The sequence below is a fragment of the Micromonospora sp. DT178 genome (assembly GCF_049841695.1).
Lineage (GTDB): Bacteria > Actinomycetota > Actinomycetes > Mycobacteriales > Micromonosporaceae > Micromonospora.
This window is the reverse complement of record NZ_JBNCKV010000020.1, coordinates 82519-100953: the sequence shown is the minus strand read 5'-3', so window position 1 is coordinate 100953 and position 18435 is coordinate 82519. Positions and strand designations below refer to the sequence as shown.

The window sequence follows — 18435 nt, the reverse complement described above, 5'->3', positions numbered from 1 at the left end:
TCGGTGGAGGATCCGCTGCCCGAACAGATGCGCACCGCCGCCACGGCGCTGCTGGCCGCGCTGGGCGAACCCGCCCGCGCCCAGGCCACCCACCGGTTCGACGACGACGCGGCCCGCCGCTGGCTCGAGTACCGGCCGCGACCCCGGCCCGGGGTCTGCCTGGCCGACCTCGACCGCGCCGGGCGCAAGGCCGCGCACCGGCTGCTGGCCACCGCGCTGAGCCCTCCGGCGTACGCCCAGGCGATGGCCATCGTCGCGCTGGAGGAGGTGCTGGACCGGGCGGAGGGTTGGCGTCGGGGCCGGCACAGCGGCGACTACTGGGTGGCCGTGTTCGGCGACCCGGCCCGTGACGACGCCTGGGCGTGGCGCCTGGAGGGGCACCACCTCTCGGTGAGCATGACCGTGGTGGACGACCAGGTCTCCCCCGCGCCGATCTTCCTCGGCGCCAACCCGGCCACCGTCCGGTACGCCGGCCGCCCGGTCTCCCGGCCGCTGGGCGTGGAGGAGGACCTGGCCCGCGCCCTGCTGGACGCGATGGGCCCGGCGGGCCGGGCGGCGGCGATCGTCGCCGACGAGGCGCCGGGGGACATCATCAGCGCCACCCGTCCCCGGGTGGACGGGCCGCTGGAGCCGCTCGGGGTGCCCGCCGACCGGCTCGGGCCCACCGGGCGGGCCCTGCTGGACCAGCTCGTGGCGCTCTACCTGGACCGGCTCCCACCCGAGCTGGCGGTCCGGGAGGCGCGCCGGCTCGACTCCGGGCAGCTGCACTTCGCCTGGGCCGGCCCGACGGTGCCCGGCCGGCGCCACTACTACCGCGTGCAGGGCGACGACCTGCTCATCGAGTACGACAACACCACCGACGACGGCAACCACGCGCACACCGTCCTGCGCCGCCCGGCCAGCGACTTCGGCGCGGACGTCCTGGCCGCCCACCACGCCGAATCCCACCACCCCACCCCCTGACGCGCCCCCGCCGCACCCTCCCCGCCCCTGAACCACGTCGATCATGCAGTTGTGGTGCCCCGCGAACGGTGCGAACAGGCCTCTGTCGCCCACCACAGCTGCATGATCGACGCCGCTAGGGGCGGGCGGGGCGGGGGCGGGCCAGGTCGACGGTGGCGTCGGAGGCGTCGGCGAAGGCGTCGAAGGTGGTGGGCTCGGACCGGCGGCCGGCGTCGAAGCGGCGGACCAGCCGGGCGCCCAGCGAGACGCCGACCGCGCCGACGCCCAGGGCCACCAGCTCGGTGAGCAGCAGCACGACGGAGGCGCCCCGCTGCGGCGCGTCCGCGCGGACGAGGCAGGCGACCAGGAACAGCGCTGCCATCGCGACGTTCACCAGGTTGAAGGTGATCGCCGTGCGCCGGGTCCGGTCGACCGGCACGTCCCACAGGTCGATCATGCCGGCCACGGCGGCCAGCGCGGCTGCGACCAGGGCGGCCACGGACGTCCAGTAGCCCACCTCACCGAGGAAGGCCGGTCCGCCGAGCACGTCGGTCAGGTCGAACACGGTCGCGCTCACGAAGAGCCCGAACGGGAACGTCACCAGCATCGGTTGGATCGGGTGCCCCTGCACCCGCAGCCGGCTCTGCATGGTTCCTCCCCAGGTAGGCACGCGTCACCAGTCCAGGGTGCTACCCGGGCGCCCGCACACCGAAACGACACGCGGCCCGCCGGCCCCGCAGGTCACGCGGGACACGCATGTCACGCCAGCCACGATCGTCCGTGCCGGCCACAGCAGGTTCCCACCGCCACCGGAGCCCGGACGGGCGGCGGACGGCCGGGAGGAGGCTCAGTTGTCCCGGGGGCGCGACACGGTGGCGACCAGTCGGTCGGCCACCTCCCGCAGCGGGATGTCCAGCGACGAGGCCGCGCTGCGCAGCACGTCGAGCGCCTCCCCGGCCGCGCAGCCGCGCTGGGTCATGATCACGCCGATCGCCTGCCCGATCACCCCGTCGCCGAGCACCGAGGGGTCCAGTTCCCCGGCCTCGGCCGCCTTGCGTGCCCGGTCGCGGACCGCCGCGAGGAGCAGCCCGGCGTGCTCGGCGAGCAGCATCGCGGTGAGCTGGTGTCCCGGGGTGAGCAGGTCGGCGGCGCCGGCGTAGAGGTTGATCGCCCCGATCACCTGGTCGTCGACGTCGACCGGCGCGGAGATCACCCCGTGCACGCCCAGCTCCCGTGCGCGCGGCGTCCAGGCCGGCCAGCGCTCCTCGCGGTCCAGCCGGTCGGAGAGGGTCATCTCCCGCCGCCGGATCGCGTCCATCGCCGGCGAGTCGGGGCCGTGCCGCAGGTCGTCCAGGCCCGCCAGGCGCACGTCGGAGGCCGCCACCCCGGCCGGTTCGCCGGCGCGCAGCGCGGTGAAGCCGCACCAGCTCACGCCGACCACGGCCTCGCGGGCGGTACGCACCAGCGCGTCCAACGCCTCGTCGAAGTCGTCGACCGCGATCAGCGCGGCCGTCAGCTCGCGCAGCAGGGCGGCGGTCTCCAGGACGCCGAGCCGCTCCACCGCCGGGTCCCACATCTCCAGGTTCACCGCTCCACTGCCCCCACCGTCCCGGCGCGCGCTCCCGCGCGGCCGACCGGCGCCGTCACCTGTTCCATCGTCTGGTCTCTCCCGACTCCTCGGACCCGGCCTACTACCCTCGCAAACCGGGGTCGAAACGGCGCAAAAGGGGGCCCCTTCCGGCACCCGAAGGCGCTGGGAAGGGGCCCGCAGCGTCAGCGCGACGCGGAGCTGAGCCGCCGCCCCACCGAGGCGATCAACCGGTCCAGCTCCGAGCCGAACGGGTTGTCGTGCACCAGGTAGGTCCAGGTCGCGCTCGGCCGCACCAGCTTCGCCTCGTCCGGCTCCCAGTCGTCCTCGAACTCGGTCTCCTCGAAGGTCTCGATCGTCCGCCGCTCGATCTCCGGGATCAGGTTGTTGAACGCCGGCACCGCCGCCCGGTGGAACTCGTCCAGCGGGTCGAGCCGGCCCAGGGCGCGCAGGTGCACGCCCTCGCGTACCTCGGAGAGCTCCGCGAGGTGTTCCGTCCAGAGCCGGTCGAGGTGGTAGAGGGCGATCGAGCGGGCGACCCGGGCGAGCAGGTCCTCGTCCATCTCGCCGGCCTTCTCGGGCACCCGGTCGAGCAGCATCAGCGCCGCCACGTCGCTGGTGAGCAGCCGTTCCCGACGCTCCGCGAGGGCCTTGCGCTGCTGCTCGATGACGACGCTGTAGCGCCAGGTGTTGCGGTGGATCTCGTGGTTGACGCCCTCGGCGACCCGCTGGGCGTGCTCGACGGCGTACTCGACCTGGTCGTCGGTGACCAGGCCGTCGGCGTTCATCCGGGGCGAGGCGGGGACGGCGTCGCCGGCGTGCCGAACGACCAGGTCGTCCTCCAGGCTGACGAAGAAGACCGAGCCGCCCGGGTCGCCCTGCCGCCCGGCCCGGCCGCGCAACTGGTCGTCGACGCGCCGGCTGTCGTGCCGGCCGCTGCCGATCACGTAGAGGCCGCCCAACTCGGCGACCCGGTCGCGGTCGGCCTGGTCGCTGCCGCCGAGCCGGATGTCCACGCCCCGGCCGGCCATCTGGGTGGAGACGGTCACCGCGCCGTACGCGCCGGCCTCGGCGATGATCGTCGCCTCCTCGTCGTCGTTCTTCGCGTTGAGCACCACGCAGGGCACCCCGGCGGCGTTCAGGCCGGCCGCCAGCCCCTCGGACTCCTTCACGTCCAGGGTGCCGACCAGCACCGGCCGCCCGCGCTCGTGGTGGCGCTTGATCTCGTCGACCAGCGCCTCCTCCTTCTCCGCGCGGGTGGCGTAGATGCGGTCCGGCTCGTCCTCGCGCACGCACGGGGTGTTCGGCGGAATCACCGCCACCTCGAGGTTGAAGAACTCCCGCAGCTGGTCGCCGACCAGCACCGCGGTCGCCGTCATGCCGCACACCTTGGGGTAGAGCGCGATGTACGCCTGCACGGCGATGGTGCCGAGCACCTCGCCCTCGGCGGTGGCGTCCAGCCCCTCCTTGGCCTCCACGGCCGCCTGGAGCCCGTCCGGCCAGCGGCGGCGCTGGGCGACCCGGCCCCGCATCTCGTCGATCAGCTCGACGGAGCCGTCGCGGACGATGTAGTCGACGTCGCGGTGCAGCAGGGCGTGCGCGTGCAGCGCCACGTTCACCGCGGACAGCTGCGCGACGTGCTCCTCGTCGTACAGGTCGATGCCGAGCTTGGCCTCGACGGCGGCCAGGCCGGCGGCGGTGAAGGCGACGCTGCGGCCGTCCTCGGCCACCGTGTAGTGCTTGCCCTTGCGCAGGCCCCGCACCTGCGCGGCGGCGGCGTGCACCGGGTCCTGCTCGCCGGCGACCGAGCCGGCGAGGACCATCGGCACCCGGGCCTCGTCGATGAGGATCGAGTCGGCCTCGTCGACGATCGCGGTGCGCAGCGGCGGCTGCACCCGATCCTCCACGTCGGTGACGAGCTGGTCGCGCAGGTAGTCGAAGCCGGCCTCGCTGACCGAGACGTACGTGACGTCGCAGGCGTACGCGTCGCGCCGCTCCTGCGGGGTGGACGCCTCGTTGACCCAGCCGACGGTCAGGCCGAGCAGGGTGTAGACCGGCTCCATCCAGAGGGCGTCGCGCCGGGCCAGGTAGTCGTTGACGGTGAGCACGTGCACCGGGCCGTTGCCCAGCCGGACGTGCCCGTAGGCGGCGATGGTCGCGGTGAGCGTCTTGCCCTCACCGGTGGCCATCTCGGCGACCTTGCCCGAGAGCAGCGCCATCGCGCCCAGCAGCTGCACGTCGTACGGCCGCTGGTCGAGGCCGCGGCGGGCGGCCTCGCGGCCGATCGCGCAGATCTCCTCGTAGCCCGTGGCCTTGCCGGCGGCCTCGGTCAGCTCGGCGTCGTCGAGCGCCGACAGCTCGTCCTCGCGCGCCTCGACGGCCGGCAGCAGCTTCTCCAACGGCCCCAGGTCGACCGTCGTCCCCGGGCGCTGGAGGAACCGGCGGAACCTGGTCTTCAAGCGTTGCGACACACCCATGAGCGGCAACGGTACGCGACCGGAGCCGGCGTTGGCGGCCCGCCCGGCGCGCCGCCGCGCGGGTGTCGTCGCCGGGCGGGTCGCGGGCGTGGACCGCTCAGCTCACCAGGAGCTGGTGGGTGGCCAGCTCACGGTAGAGCGGGCTGGTCCCGGTCAGCTCGTCGTGGGTGCCGGTGGCCGCCACCCGACCGCCGTCGAGCACCACGATCTGGTCGGCGTCGACGACGGTGGAGAGGCGGTGCGCCACGATCAGCAGGGTGCGCCGGGCGGCCACCGCGTCGATGGCCCAGCGCAGCGCGGCCTCGTTGCGGGCGTCGAGGTTGCTGGTCGGCTCGTCGAGCAGCAGCACCGGCGGTCCGGCCAGCAGGGCGCGGGCGATCGCCAGCCGCTGCCGCTCGCCACCCGAGAGCAGCACCCCGCCCTCGCCCACCTGCACGTCCAGCCCCTCGGGGGCACGCTCGGCCAGGTGGCCGAGGTTGACCTCGTCGAGCACCGCGCGCAGCCGGGCCTCGGTGGCCTCCGGCGCGCTGATCAGGAGGTTCTCCCGCAGCGTGCCGGCCAGCACGGGCGCGGACTGCTCGACGTAGCCGATCCGGGCGCGCAGCGCGTCGCGGGGCAGGTCCCGCACGTCGACCCCGTCGATGCGCAGCGCGCCCTCGGTGACCTCGTAGAAGCGCTCGACCAGCGCCAGCAGCGTCGACTTCCCGGCGCCCGACGGGCCGACCAGGGCGGTGCGGGTGCCGGCCGGCACGGTGAAGCTCACCTCGCGCAGCACCGGCGGCCCGCCGGGGTAGCCGAAGCCCACCCGGTCGAACTCGACGGACGCCGGGGCCCCGCCGGGCAGCGCCCGGGCCGGGGCGGTCGCGGGCCGGTCGGCCGCCCCCTCGACCGGCACGGCGAGCATCTCCTCGATCCGCTGGAGCGCCCCCAGCCCGGTCTGCAACTGGGTGTACGCGTGCACGGCCTGCCCGAGCGGAAGGACCAGGAAGAACAGGAACATAATGAAGGCGACCAGGTCGCCGACGGTGATCGCGCCCGCCGCCACCCGTGCCCCGCCCACCCCGAGGACCAGCAGGAACGCCCCCTGGATGGTGACGCTGCTGGCCGGGCCGACGAACGCCTGCACCCGGGCCACCCGCAGGCCCGCCGCGTACGCCTGCGCGGCGCTGGCGCCGATCGCGTCGGCCTCGCGCCGCTCCGCCCGGGCCGCGCGGATGGTCCGGGCGGCGGAGATGGCACGCTCCACCGCCGAGGTCATCTCGCCGACGCGTTCCTGGGCGGCGCGGGCCAGGCCCCGCACCCGGTGGGCGAAGGCGACCGCGATGGCGATGCCGGCGGCCACCCCGAGCAGGGTCACCCCGAACAGCACCGGGTCGAGCAGGACCATCGCGCCCGCCGCGCCGAGCACCATCACGGCGCCGGTGACCACCTCGAACAGGCCGGAGGTGACCACGGCGCGCAGCAGGGTGGTGTCCGAGCCGACTCGGGAGAGCAGGTCGCCGGTGCGGCGGCGGTCGTACTCGGCGATCGGCAGCCGCAGCAGGTGGCCGGCCAGCCGCCGCCGGGTGCCCAGCACGACCCCCTCCGCGGTGCGTTGCAGCAGGTAGTCCCGCACCCCGCCGATGGCCGCGGCCACCAGCACCAGGGCGACCAGCGCCGCGACCAGCCCGGCCACGCCCCGGCTGCCGGAGAGCCCGTCCAGCACCGAGCGGGTGAGCAGCGGCTGTGCCAGTGACGCCGCCGCGCCGGCCAGCGACAGCGCGCCCACCACGGCCAGGGTGCCGCGGTGGGCGCGCAGGTACGGCAGCAGGGCGGCGAGGCCGACCCGCCGGTCGTCCACGCCTCCGCCCGGACCGCCGGCGGCGGTCGGCACGGAGTCGTCGGCGGTCGTGACGGGAGCGGCGGCGGTCATGGCTGGAACGGTATCGGGCCGCGCCACCCGCCCGGGGGGCGACGCCGGGCCTCAGACGGTCAGCACCACCTGGAGCTCCTGACGGCGCCGCTCGGCGAGATCGGTCAGCAGGGTCGGCGCCTCCTCGAACGGCACCACCGCCGAGACGAGGTGCTTGCGGATGACGTCCCCGTACGCGCGCAGCAGGTCGATCGTCTCGGCGGAGAGGCGCTCGCGGTCCCAGGTGGGCGCGAGGCCGCGCGGCACCCGGCCGATCTGCGCGCACCGCAGCGACAGTCCGTTGTGGTGGAACTCCTCGCCGAACCGGACCGCGTCCGCGCCGGCCTGGTAGAAGGCCAGGTCGACCACCGTGCCCTGGGGGCGCAGCAGGCGCAGCGCGAGCTGCAACGCCCACGCCTGCCCCCGGCACTGGAACACCACGTCGGCGCCCCGGTCGCCGGGCCCGTGCGCCCAGCGGGTCTTGAGCACCACCGCCGGGTCGTCGGCCTCCGGATCGAGGGTCTCCAGGCCCAGCGCCTCGGCGACCGCCCGCCGCTGCGGGGTCGGGTCGAGCACCACCACCGAGGCGGCGCCGTGCCGCTTGGCGAACAGGGCGGTGAGCAGGGCCACCACCCCACTGCCGACGACCGCGACCCGGCGGCCCCGCACCCCGTCGCCCAGCGACCGCACGTCGGTGCCGTGCAGGTCGGCGGCGGCGTGCAGCACCCCGTTGGCGCAGATCGGCCCCATGTGCGCGACGTAGACGCCGAGCAGCGGGTCGAGGTCCTCGGGCAGCGGCACGAACCGCTCGGCGACCGGGTCGGCGACCCAGCCGGTGCGGTGGCCGTACGTCATCGCGCCGACGGTGCCCACGGCGACGGCCGGCGTACGGCTCTCCACCACCCGGCCGACCTGCATGTAGCCCAGCCGGGTCACCGGGTACGGGGTGCTGGCCGCGCCCGGCTGGAAGAGCCCGAGGTCGGCGTTCCAGGTGACGTTGAGGTAGGGGTTGGTGCCCTTGACGTAGCTCAGTTCGGTGCCCGCGGAGACGCCGCTGAACAGCGTCTCGACCCGGAACGTGCCGTCGGTCAGCTCGGCGGCGTCCTGCTCGACCAGCTCCACCTGCCCCGGGCCGCTGACCACCACCACGCGGTCACGCATCGACGGTCACCCCCGTGGCGACCGGCGCGGCGGGCGCGTCCAGCCGTACGGGCCGGCCGGTGCGGGCGGAGTCGGCGACCGCGAGGGCGAGCCGCTGGGTGCCGAGGGCCTCGGCGTACGGGACGCGGACGTCGTCGCCGACGCCCCGGACCGCGTCGACGAAGGCCCGGTCCACGGCCACCCGGGCGGCTTCGGGGTCGGCGTCGAAGCGGCGTTCGCCGTCGGCGTCGCACACGACCAGCCCGTCCTCGCTGAGCGAGAGGGCCAGCCCGTCGGCGAGGATCTCCAGTCCGGCGCGGTGCTTCCAACCGAGGACGCAGGCGGCGGTGAGCGTGCCGACCGCGCCGCCGGCGAAGCGCAGCGTCGCGGTGGTCACCGAGTCGATGTCGGCGCCGTCGACCGGCGGCGGGGTCCCGTTGCCGTACGCGGTGACCTCGGTGGCCTCGCCGACCAGGCACCGGACCAGGTCCAGCACGTGGGCGGCCTGCTCGACCACCGGGCCGCCGGAGCGGTCCCGCCGCGACCACCAGGCCACCGGGGGCACCTTGTCCCACCACGCGCCGCTGACCATCCGCACCGGACGGTCGCCGAGCAGCTCCCGGGCCTGCTGCACCACCGGCAGGTACCGCCAGTGGTGCCCGACGCCGGTGAGCAGCCCCCGCCGGGCCACCAGGTCGGCGATCCGCTCGGCGGTCACCAGGTCCACGGCGACCGGCTTCTCCACGAACATCGGCACCCCGGCGGCGACGACCGCCTCCTCGGCCGGCCCGTGGGCGAACGGCGGCACGCAGACGTAGACCGCGTCCGGCCCGGCGGCCAGCAGCTCGTCGACGTCGCCGAAGGTGCGGGCCCCGTGCGCCTGCGCCAGTTCCGCCGCCGCCTCCGGCACTACGTCGGTCACCCCGAGCAGCTCCACGTCCGCGAAGCCGCCCAACACCCGGGCGTGGCGTTGTGCCACCCCGCCGGCCCCAACCAGTCCCACCCGGCACGTGCGCATGAAGAGCCCCTTCGCCACAGTTTCGCGTTCGGCACTGCACTCCCCCCGCGTGGGCGCAACCAAACGTTCACCAGGGCGGAACCCGGTCACGTCACTGTCGTGATCAAGCTGTTAGGCATGTTGCGGTTAGCGCGAGCGCGGTAGTGGGAAAAACAGGGAAGGTTTCTTTCCGCCACGATCTGGGGGTGCCTGTGCGGAACACGGAAACGATGGTGTCACCGGTGGTGGAGGCGTGGGCCACCTACCGCACCACGTCAGCGGGTGACTGGCCGGCGCGGCGCCTGATCCGCGCCAAGGGCGACAGCAGGGTCAGCGTGGTCCTGCCGGCCCGCAACGAGGAGGCGACGGTCGGCGCGATCGTGTCGACGATCCGCGAGCACCTGATGGAACGGGTGGCGCTGGTCGACGAGCTGATCGTGGTGGACTCGCGGTCCACCGACCGCACCGCCAAGGTGGCCCGCGCCGCCGGCGCGGAGGTGGTCAGCCAGGACGCGATGACCCGGGGCCTGCCCCGGCTGACGGGCAAGGGCGACGCGCTCTGGGCGGGCCTGGCCGCGGCCGAGGGCGACGTCGTGGCGTTCATCGACGCCGACCTGCGCGAGTTCCGCCCGCACTTCGTGACCGGGCTGATCGGTCCGCTGCTGACCGATCCCTCGGTGGACTTCGTGAAGGGCTTCTACCACCGCCCGCTGGTCGGGGCGTCGAGCGTGGAGGCCGACGGCGGCGGGCGGGTGACGGAGCTGATGGCCCGGCCGATGCTGAACCTGTTCTGGCCCGAGCTGGCGGGCTTCGTGCAGCCCCTCGCCGGCGAGTACGCCGGCCGCCGGGAGGTGCTGGAGCGGGTGCCGTTCGTCTCCGGCTACGGGGTCGAGACGGCGATGCTCATCGACCTGCTCGAGCTGGTCGGGCTGGACGCGCTGGCCCAGGTGGACCTGGGCGAGCGCAAGCACCGCCACCAGGACACCGCCGCGCTGGGCCGGATGTCGGCCCAGATCATGCTCACCGCCTGGTCGCGGTTGCAGCGGCGCGGCTGGGCGGCACCGGGCGCGATGCCCGCCGCCCTGCTGACCCAGTTCCGGCGCGGCGGCTCCGACGCCCTGCCGAACCTGGACCGGGAGATCGTCGTCAGCGACGTCTCCGTCGAGGAGCGGCCGCCTCTGGCCGAGCTGCGGCACCGGATCCCCCGCCGACGGGTCGCCGCGGCGTGACCACGCGACCTCCCGTGACCGCGAACGACCGGGCGCGGACGGCTCAGGCCCCCGCCGAGGGAAGGAATCCCGCATGAGCCTCACCGTCCTGATGAACGCCGGTCCGTGGCTGTCCGTGCCGCCGCCCGGCTACGGCGGCATCGAGAACGTGATCGCGACGCTGGTGCCGGAGCTGCGCCGCCTCGGCGTCCGGGTGGTGCTCGCGTCGGTCGACAGCAGCACCCTTCCGGTCGACGAGAAGATCTCCGTCTTCCCCGACGGGCAGTTCCACGCCCTGCAACGGCCGTACAACCAGGTCTGCGGCATCTCCCAGGCGCACCTGAACGGGGTGGTGCGCGCGCTGCACTCGCGCGACGACATCGACCTGGTGCACGACCACGTGGAGGCGGTCGGCCTGGCGACGCTCGCCGCGATGGGCCCGGACGCCCCGCCGGCCCTGCACACGCTGCACTGGGACCTGGCCAAGCACCCGGCGCTCTACGGCAACGTCGACGGCGGCGACCGGGTCCGGGTCAACGGGGTCTCCGCCTCGCAGCTGGCCCGCGCGCCCCGGGCGTTGCGGGAGCACTCGGTGGGCCACGTGCACCTGTCCACCCCGCTCGCCGTCGACGCGGACCGTCGGCCCCGGGCGGAGAAGGGCGACTACCTGATCATCCTGGGCCGGATCAACCCGGGCAAGGGCCAGGACGTGGGCGCGCGCCTCGCCCGGCGGGTGGGGGTGCCGCTGGTGCTCGCCGGGCCCGTCGGCCCGTACCACCGGCCGGAGGACCTGGCCGCCGCCGGGGACGAGGCCCGGCAGAACCCGGACGTCCGGTTCTTCTACGACGAGGTGGCGCCGCACGTCGACGGCGACCTGGTCCGCTGGGTGGGCACCGTGGCGGGGCAGGAACGCGACGACCTGCTGGCCGGCGCCCGGGCCTCGCTGTTCCCGCTGCGGTGGGAGGAGCCGGGCGGCACGGCGGTGGTCGAGTCGCTGGCCCTGGGCACGCCGGTGGTGGCCACCGCCCGGGGCTGCCTGCCCGAGCTGATCGAGCACGGCCGCACCGGCCTGCTCACCACCGACGAGGAGGAACTGGGCGACCTGCTGCTGGCCGCGAATCTGCTGGATCCGGACGAGTGCCGGCGCGAGGCCGCCGTGCGCTTCACCCCCGCGGTGATGGCCGAGAAGTACGTGGGTCTCTACGAGCGGGTCCGTCAGCTCGCCGCCGCCGGACGCCTGCAACCGGCCTGACCGGCGATTGCCCGTCCCGGGGCCGGCCCGCCGTCACGGTGGGCCGGCCCCGGTTTCCGTGCCGGCCCCGGACGGGTGAATCGGGGCGATCCCCGGCGGCGGGGTTTGGCGGTAGGAGCAGCGGGAAGGCGCCATCCGCTCAGCGTTCCCGCACAGTGAGGAGACTGCGGTGACCGGTCCCATGGCGCGCTCCCGCGCCCGGCACAACCCGGCCGACGGCAGGGCTCCCGTCCGGCGGGCCGCCACCGCCGTGGCGGTGGTCTTCCTCCTGGTCGGCGTGCTCGGCTTCGTGCCGGGCATCACGAGCAACTTCGGCGACCTGCGCTTCGCCGGGCACGACTCCGACGCCAAGTTGCTCGGCCTGTTCCAGGTCTCGGTGCTGCACAACATCGTCCACCTGCTCTTCGGGGTGGCGGGGCTGCTGCTGGCCCGCACCGTCACGGGCGCGCGGACGTACCTGGTCGGCGGCGGCGCGATCTACCTGGTGCTCTGGCTCTACGGCCTGGTGATCGACCACGACAGCGGGGCCAACTTCATCCCGGTCAACAACGCCGACAACTGGCTGCACCTGTTCCTCGGCCTGGGCATGATCGCGCTCGGCATCCTGACGACGCGGGGCCGCACCCGTCGGTGACGCACCGTGACCGGCCGGGGCGCGACGCCCCGGCCGGTCCGTTTGACCCTCCGCGCGTCCGGGTAGTTCGCAGATCCCCGACGACGCGAAACGAGGACGCCCGATGCCGAGCCGGATCACCTGCGAGGTGCACGACGAGTCGCCGGTGACCGTCGTACGCCTTCGTGGCGACCTCGACCTCGGCACGATGCGCACGGTGCACGACGCGCTGGACGGCTGCCTCGCCAGCCAGCCCGACGCGCTCGTGGTCGACCTCACCGGCGTCACCGTCCGTGACTGTCTCGCCCTCTCGGTCTTCGCCGCCATCGCCCGTCGGGCGGCCGGCTGGCCGGCGGTGCCCGTCGTGCTGTGCGCCCCGCCGGGCGAGGCGGCGACCTGGCTGTCCCAGTCGACGGCCTGCCGGGTGGTGCCCGTGCGCCGCGACTGCGACGAGGCGACCCGGGTGGCGAACGCGGCGGCGGCGCCCCGGCTGCGGGCCCGGCTCGAACCGGTGGCGGAGGCCTGCCGGCGGGCGCGGGAGCTGGTCACCGACGCGTGCGCCCGCTGGAACCTGCCGGAGACCGTCGGGCCGGCGTCGCTGGTGCTCAGCGAGCTGGTCGGCAACGTCGTCCGGCACGCCGGCACGCCGATGCAGGTGACGCTGACCCTGCGCCGGCCGTATCTGCACCTGGTGGTCGCCGACGGCAGCCGGACCGCGGTCCGGGCCGGCGCCGCCGACCTGAAGGCCGAGGGCGGCCGGGGGCTGATGCTCGTCCGCGAGACGGCCCAGCGGTGGGGCAGCGCCCCGGCCGGCGACGGAAAGGTCGTCTGGGCCATACTGCCCGCGAATTGACCGAATTTACCACTCTCGCCTGAATAACCGCTGTCGCCTGGTTTCATGGGATGAGGGGCGGGTAGCCGCGCCGTCCTATCTGTCGTCTGGCGGGGTGAGAGTCACATGCCCAAGCGGGTAACCACGGAACCACGCGACCGAGGACCGGCGATCCTGGCGCCGGCACGCTTCGGCGGCTACCCCGGGCCGCTGCGCAAGGCGCTCCCCGGCGGCAAGCTGACCCGCTTCCTGGCCACCACCGACCACAAGCAGATCGGCCTGCTCTACCTGCTGACCTCGTTCGGCTTCTTCCTGGTCGCCGGGATCCAGGCGATGCTGATGCGGGCCGAACTGGCCCGGCCCGGCATGCAGATCCTCTCCGCCGAGCAGTACAACCAGCTCTTCACCTCGCACGGCGCGGTCATGCTGCTGCTGTTCGCCACCCCGGCGGCGTTCGGGTTCGCCAACTACATCGTGCCGATCCAGATCGGCGCCCCCGACGTGTCGTTCCCCCGGCTCAACGCCCTCGCGTACTGGCTCTACCTGTTCGGCGGCCTGATGGTGATCGGCGGCTTCCTCACCCCGGGCGGCTCCGCCGACTTCGGGTGGACCGCGTACTCGCCGCTGAGCAGCCAGGAGCACTCCCCCGGCGTCGGCGCCAACATGTGGGTGATCGGCCTGGTGGTCTCGGGGCTGGGCACCATCCTCGGGGCCGTCAACCTGATCACCACGATCCTCACCCTGCGCGCGCCCGGCATGACCATGTTCCGGATGCCGATCTTCACCTGGAACATGCTCTTCACCAGCGTGCTGGTCATCCTGGTGTTCCCGCTGCTCGCCGCCGCGCTGCTGGCGCTCGCCGCGGACCGGTTGCTCAACGCCCACGTCTACGACCCGATGACCGCCGGCCCGATGCTCTACCAGCACCTCTTCTGGTTCTTCGGCCATCCCGAGGTCTACATCATCGCGATCCCGTTCTTCGGCATCATCACCGAGATCATCCCGGTCTTCGCCCGCAAGCCGATCTTCGGCTACACCGGCCTGGTGCTCGCCACCATCGCGATCACCGTGCTGTCGATGACCGTGTGGGCGCACCACATGTTCGCCACCGGCCAGGTGCTGCTGCCGTTCTTCAGCATCCTCAGCTACCTGATCGCGGTGCCCACCGGGGTGAAGTTCTTCAACTGGATCGGCACCATGTGGAAGGGGCAGATCACCTTCGAGACGCCGATGCTCTTCGCGATCGGCTTCCTGGTCACCTTCCTCTTCGGCGGCCTCACCGGGGTGCTGCTGGCCAGCCCGCCGGCGGACTGGCACACCCACGACACGTACTTCGTCGTCGGGCACTTCCACTACGTGCTGTTCGGCACGGTGGTCTTCGCGCTCTTCGGCGGCTTCTACTTCTGGTGGCCGAAGATGACCGGGCGGCTGCTGGACGACCGCCTCGGCAAGGCCCACTTCTGGACCATGTTCCTCGGCTTCCACGGCACCTTCCTCGTCCAGCACTGGCTGGGCAACGAGGGCTTCCCCCGCCGGTACGCCGACTACCTGCCGAACGACGGGTTCACCGCCCTGAACACCATCTCCAGCATCTCCGCCTTCGTGCTCGGTGCGTCCACGCTCTTCTTCATGTGGAACGCGTGGAAGTCCTGGCGCTACGGAGCGATGGTGAACGTCGACGACCCGTGGGGCTTCGGCAACTCGCTGGAGTGGGCCACCACCTGCCCGCCGCCGCTGCGCAACTTCGACCGGATGCCCCGCATCCGCTCCGAGCGGCCCGCCTTCGACGCCAAGTACGGCCCACTCGTCGCCGACCTCGGTCGGGACCTGCCCCAGCGCACCACCAAGCCGCCGCAGGACTTCCGCGACGAGCTGCACCGCGAGAAGCACGTGCCCGAGGCCCCGGCCGCCGAGGGGGCGCACGGCGCGCGGGAGGCCGCCGCGTACCAGCCGGCGGCGCAGTCCGGGGCCCGGCCGGTGGACGTCCCCGAGCCGGACGACATCCGGCGGCCCAGCTTCGAGCAGACCGACGAGCCGGAGGAGACCCGCCTCGGCGCCGACCGGGAGCCGCAGGCCAACGACCGCTGGCGGCATCCCCGCGGGCCCGGCGACACCCCCGAGCGCTGAGCGGGCGTACGCGCGGAAAGGGCCGGCACCCGCGGGGTGCCGGCCCTTTCGCGACGTGGTCAGCCCTCGCGGGCCGCCGCCAGGCCCGCCGCCGTGAGCGAGCGGCGCACGGCCGGCTGGACGCGGGTCAGCCGCAGCGGGACCCCCGTGCGGGCGGCGGCCTCGCGGCCCGCCATCAGCGCGGCGATGCCGCCGGCGTCGAAGCCCCCGGCGCCCACCAGGTCGACCACCACCTCGGCGGGCTGCCCGGTCACCGCCTCCAGCATCGCCCGACGGAGCTGGTCCGCGCCGTCCCGGTCGACCTCCCCGCCGACCTCCACGACCACCCGGTCGCCGTTGTGCCGCACCGAGATCCTGGTCTTCGCCGGCTCCGACTCGGCGGTCCCGTTCTGCCACGGCGGCGGGGCGTCGGCGAGCATCGCCTGGCGCAGCCAGGTCAGTGCCCGGGAGAGCAGCCGGGAGACGTGCATCTGGGAGATGCCGAAGCGGGCGGCGATCTCCGCCTGGGTCTGGTTGCCATAGAAACGCATGGCCAGGATGCGCCGCTCCCGCCAGGGCAGCCGGTGCAGCAGCCCGCTGACCGTCACCCGGTCGTCGACGGATTCCAGCGCGTTGTCGGACTCGCCGACCAGGTCGCCGAACTCGGCCGAGCTCTCCCCGCCGACGGGGGCGTTCAGCGAGGCCGGGCTGTAGCCGGCGGCCGACTCCAGCGCGGCGAGGATCTCCTCCTGCGGCGTCTCCAGCCGCTCCGCCAGCTCGGCCACCGTCGGGGCCCGGGACAGCTCGCTGGTCAGCGCGGAGGTCGCCTGCCCGACCTCCAGGATCAGGTCGCGCAGCCGGCGCGGCACGTGCACGCCCCAGGTGCGGTCGCGGAAGTGCCGCTTGATCTCGCCGACGATGGTGATGGCCGCGTACGCGGTGAACGAGCCCCGCTCCGGGTCGTACCGGTCGACGGCGTTGACCAGGCCCAGCCGGGCGACCTGCTCCAGGTCCTCCAGCGGCTCGCCCCGCCCCCGGTAGCGGCGGGCCAGCCGGCCCGCGAACGGCAGGGCGAACCGGACCAGGTCGTCACGTGCCTCCTGGCGTCGTTCGGGCGGTAGGCCCTCAATGCGGGCCGCGTACGCCAGTGCGGCCGCGTCGAGGTCCTCCAGGCCCCGATCGGTCGGAGGTGGTGTGGTCGTGGTGGTCTGTCCGAACATCCGCGCCTCCCTCAGGAAGGTCCCCCGCCCGGATTCAGGAAACCGGTCGTGCGCGCGCGTGGTCGCACCACGCCCGGGCCGGAAAATGGGTCACATGACTGGGATGTCAGCGGGCGACGGCGCCACGCCGGACGGCGTGATCAGGCCGTCGCAGCCAGCGGTGTTCCCGCTCCGTAGGTACTCAATCACGGGACCCGGGGTTCGCGAGGATGTTTCGAAAGGGCCGACTCAACAGACCAGTAACCCCTGGTCGCCGCCGCCGTCGCGCAGCGCCGCGAGGGCCTCGGGGACAGTCATCGGCGGCGGGGTCGGCAGGTCGTACGGCTGCGCCCGCAGCACCTCCGTCGCCCGGCGGGTCGGCACCGAGGTGATCGGGTAGCCGCGTGCCGAGGTGCGGTCCAGCGCCCGCCGGCGGCGCCCGAAGCCGGCGACGGCCAGCCACTGCGGCAGCCCGGCCAGCGCCGGCGACCGCAGGCCGGGCGGCTCGGGCAGCACGTCCACCGAGCTGAACGGCTCGCTCCCGGCGAGCCACCACTCCACCCCCTCCACGCTGCGCCGGGTGGCGTTCTCGCACCAGTACGGCACCATCCCGGCGCGCACCACCTGCCACGGGTCGAGCAGCCGGCCGCACTCCACCACCAGCCGGTCACCGGTCTTGCCGGCCGCGCGCAGCCAACGCCGGTACAGGTCGGCGGTCGCGGCGCTGAGCACCTCCGGCCGCGGCACGAGGACCCGGTGCAGCGGATGGCCGTGCCCGGCGGTCCACTCCTGGACGCCGGCCTCGAAACCGGGCTCCACGCCGTGTTCCGCCGGCTCGGGCGGCGCGGCGACCTCCGGCGGCTCCCAGTGCGCGCCGTCCCCGCCGGCCGAGCGGAGCACCTGGCGCAGGGCGTGGCTGTCCGGGTGGAAGTCGACCGGGTCGAGGCCGCTGCCCGGGCAGCCGACCTGGAAGCTGTGCCCGGGGGCGGAGTCGAACACCGGCCAGGTGCGGGCGTCGCGCAGCAGCAGCACCGGGGCGCCGGGCTCCAGCCGGTCGGCCAGGAACCGCGCGTACGCGGCCGGCAGGGACCGCCACCGGGCCGCCAGCGACACCGTGGCGCCGGCCAGCGCGCCCCGGCTGGCGGGGCAGTGCACCTGCCGGACGTGCAGGTCGGCGTTGCCGCCGAGGAGCCGGGCGGTGAGCGCGGCGCCGTGGTCCAGGGCGGCCTGCGGCCGGTCGACGGCGCCCTGCGCCCAGTGCACGGTCATCTCGAACCCGGCCGGCAGCCAGGGCACGCCGAGCGCCATCGCCAGGTGCGCGAGCGCGCCGTGCGGGGAGCCGATCAGGGCGCCCGGGTAGCGGCGGCGCGGGTACTGGTCGGCGAACCAGCGGGCGACCCGGCCCGCGTCGACCTCGGCGGTCTGGCCGGGGGTGAGCGCCACCCGCCCGGCCGCCCGGATCAGCGCCGCCCGGCGCACCGGCTCGGGCGCGCCGACGAACCGCGACAGCGGTCCCGGGTGTCCCGGGTGCCCGAGGTCGGCGCAGTCGGTGCCGCGCAGCGCCCGCGCGGTGGCGGCCACCAGGACCCGCGCGGCACTGCCGGCGGACACCACCCGGTCGCCCGCCAGCCCGGCACCGTCGGCCGTGAGCCCCTTGCGCACCTTGGGCCCCGGCTCCACCTTGCCTCGTTCGCTCACCACGCGGCCCGGCTTCCCGTCCCGATGGGGTTCAAACGGGGCATCCCCCACCGGGCGGGAGTAACCAGAAGATCCCGGGCGGGCCGCCGCCGAGCCGTCGAACCGGGCGACGACGCCGGTCGACCGCCGCGGCGGCACGCCGGTGAGCAGGGGTTTCAGTGCCGGAGCAAGGGGCACTTCAGCGCCCATGCGCACCGACGACGACACTCCCGCGGCGGCCACCATCACCCCCTACCAGGACGGGCCGCTGCTGGTCCGGGGTGACTTCGCCCTGGTCACCCCCGACGGGGAGACGATCGACGCGCGGCGGGGAACGGTGGCCCTGTGCCGCTGCGGGAAGTCGGCGCTCAAGCCGTTCTGCGACGGCACCCACAAGGCCGTCAACTTCCGCGCCGGCACCACCCGCGAAACCCCCTGACCACCCCGCCGTTCCCCCACCCCCGAACGTCGATCTTGCAGTTGCGGTGGGCGGAAAGCAGCGTTACGCGGCCT

Annotated in this window: 15 protein-coding genes; 7 read left to right on the top strand and 8 right to left on the bottom strand. The window is 74.4% G+C overall.

Annotated features, from left to right (window positions below; all coding sequences use genetic code 11):
• Nucleotides 1-3: 3 nt before the first annotated feature.
• Nucleotides 4-963, top strand: coding sequence for a DUF3500 domain-containing protein (locus ACLQ22_RS28055; protein WP_425694942.1), 960 nt, complete (start codon nt 4-6; stop codon nt 961-963).
• A 115-nt stretch (nt 964-1078) separates the two neighbouring features.
• On the opposite strand, the gene ACLQ22_RS28050 is transcribed toward ACLQ22_RS28055, so the two are convergent.
• The 6 genes from ACLQ22_RS28050 to ACLQ22_RS28025 form a co-directional block, all read right to left on the bottom strand.
• On the bottom strand, nt 1079-1591 hold the full coding sequence (locus ACLQ22_RS28050; protein ID WP_425694941.1) for a DUF2231 domain-containing protein: 513 nt from the start codon (nt 1589-1591) through the stop codon (nt 1079-1081).
• A gap of 198 nt (nt 1592-1789) precedes the next feature.
• Nucleotides 1790-2530, bottom strand: coding sequence for a GAF and ANTAR domain-containing protein (locus ACLQ22_RS28045; protein WP_425694940.1), 741 nt, complete (start codon nt 2528-2530; stop codon nt 1790-1792).
• A gap of 185 nt (nt 2531-2715) precedes the next feature.
• Entirely contained in the window at nt 2716-5007 is a 2292-nt protein-coding gene (secA2, locus tag ACLQ22_RS28040) for an accessory Sec system translocase SecA2 (protein WP_425694939.1), read from the bottom strand.
• Nucleotides 5008-5104: 97 nt separating this feature from the next.
• Nucleotides 5105-6919 carry an ABC transporter ATP-binding protein gene (locus ACLQ22_RS28035; protein WP_425694938.1) on the bottom strand — a complete coding sequence of 605 codons (1815 nt, stop codon included), beginning with the start codon at nt 6917-6919 and terminating at the stop codon, nt 5105-5107.
• 51 nt (nt 6920-6970) lie between these two features.
• On the bottom strand, nt 6971-8059 hold the full coding sequence (locus ACLQ22_RS28030) for a zinc-dependent alcohol dehydrogenase (RefSeq protein ID WP_425694937.1): 1089 nt from the start codon (nt 8057-8059) through the stop codon (nt 6971-6973).
• Nucleotides 8052-9056, bottom strand: coding sequence for a Gfo/Idh/MocA family protein (locus ACLQ22_RS28025; RefSeq protein ID WP_425694936.1), 1005 nt, complete (start codon nt 9054-9056; stop codon nt 8052-8054). The genes ACLQ22_RS28030 and ACLQ22_RS28025 overlap by 8 nt, the downstream gene beginning before the upstream one ends.
• A gap of 209 nt (nt 9057-9265) precedes the next feature.
• Between ACLQ22_RS28025 and ACLQ22_RS28020 the strand changes: the two genes are divergently transcribed.
• The 5 genes from ACLQ22_RS28020 (at nt 9266) to ctaD (ending at nt 15067) form a co-directional block, all read left to right on the top strand.
• Nucleotides 9266-10264 (top strand): glucosyl-3-phosphoglycerate synthase, encoded by a 999-nt coding sequence (locus ACLQ22_RS28020; RefSeq protein ID WP_370040073.1) that lies wholly within the window; start codon nt 9266-9268, stop codon nt 10262-10264.
• Between the two features lie 73 nt (nt 10265-10337).
• The gene (locus ACLQ22_RS28015) at nt 10338-11495 is read left to right on the top strand and encodes a glycosyltransferase (RefSeq protein ID WP_425694935.1); all 1158 of its coding nucleotides are present in this window, start codon (nt 10338-10340) and stop codon (nt 11493-11495) included.
• Between the two features lie 181 nt (nt 11496-11676).
• The gene (locus tag ACLQ22_RS28010; protein ID WP_121399249.1) at nt 11677-12129 is read left to right on the top strand and encodes a DUF4383 domain-containing protein; all 453 of its coding nucleotides are present in this window, start codon (nt 11677-11679) and stop codon (nt 12127-12129) included.
• 103 nt (nt 12130-12232) lie between these two features.
• On the top strand, nt 12233-12961 hold the full coding sequence (locus tag ACLQ22_RS28005) for an STAS domain-containing protein (protein ID WP_425694934.1): 729 nt from the start codon (nt 12233-12235) through the stop codon (nt 12959-12961).
• 105 nt (nt 12962-13066) lie between these two features.
• Complete coding sequence (gene ctaD, locus ACLQ22_RS28000) at nt 13067-15067, top strand: cytochrome c oxidase subunit I (RefSeq protein ID WP_425694933.1); 2001 nt, start codon at nt 13067-13069, stop codon at nt 15065-15067.
• Nucleotides 15068-15126: 59 nt separating this feature from the next.
• On the opposite strand, the gene ACLQ22_RS27995 is transcribed toward ctaD, so the two are convergent.
• Nucleotides 15127-16266, bottom strand: coding sequence for a SigB/SigF/SigG family RNA polymerase sigma factor (locus ACLQ22_RS27995; RefSeq protein WP_425694932.1), 1140 nt, complete (start codon nt 16264-16266; stop codon nt 15127-15129).
• 228 nt (nt 16267-16494) lie between these two features.
• Nucleotides 16495-17907: a hypothetical protein gene (locus tag ACLQ22_RS27990; RefSeq protein ID WP_425694975.1), complete on the bottom strand. Its 1413-nt coding sequence runs from the start codon at nt 17905-17907 to the stop codon at nt 16495-16497.
• Nucleotides 17908-18130: 223 nt separating this feature from the next.
• Here ACLQ22_RS27990 and ACLQ22_RS27985 point away from each other — a divergent pair, with 223 nt between their 5' ends.
• Nucleotides 18131-18361 carry a CDGSH iron-sulfur domain-containing protein gene (locus ACLQ22_RS27985; protein ID WP_121397925.1) on the top strand — a complete coding sequence of 77 codons (231 nt, stop codon included), beginning with the start codon at nt 18131-18133 and terminating at the stop codon, nt 18359-18361.
• The last annotated feature ends 74 nt before the right edge of the window (nt 18362-18435 follow it).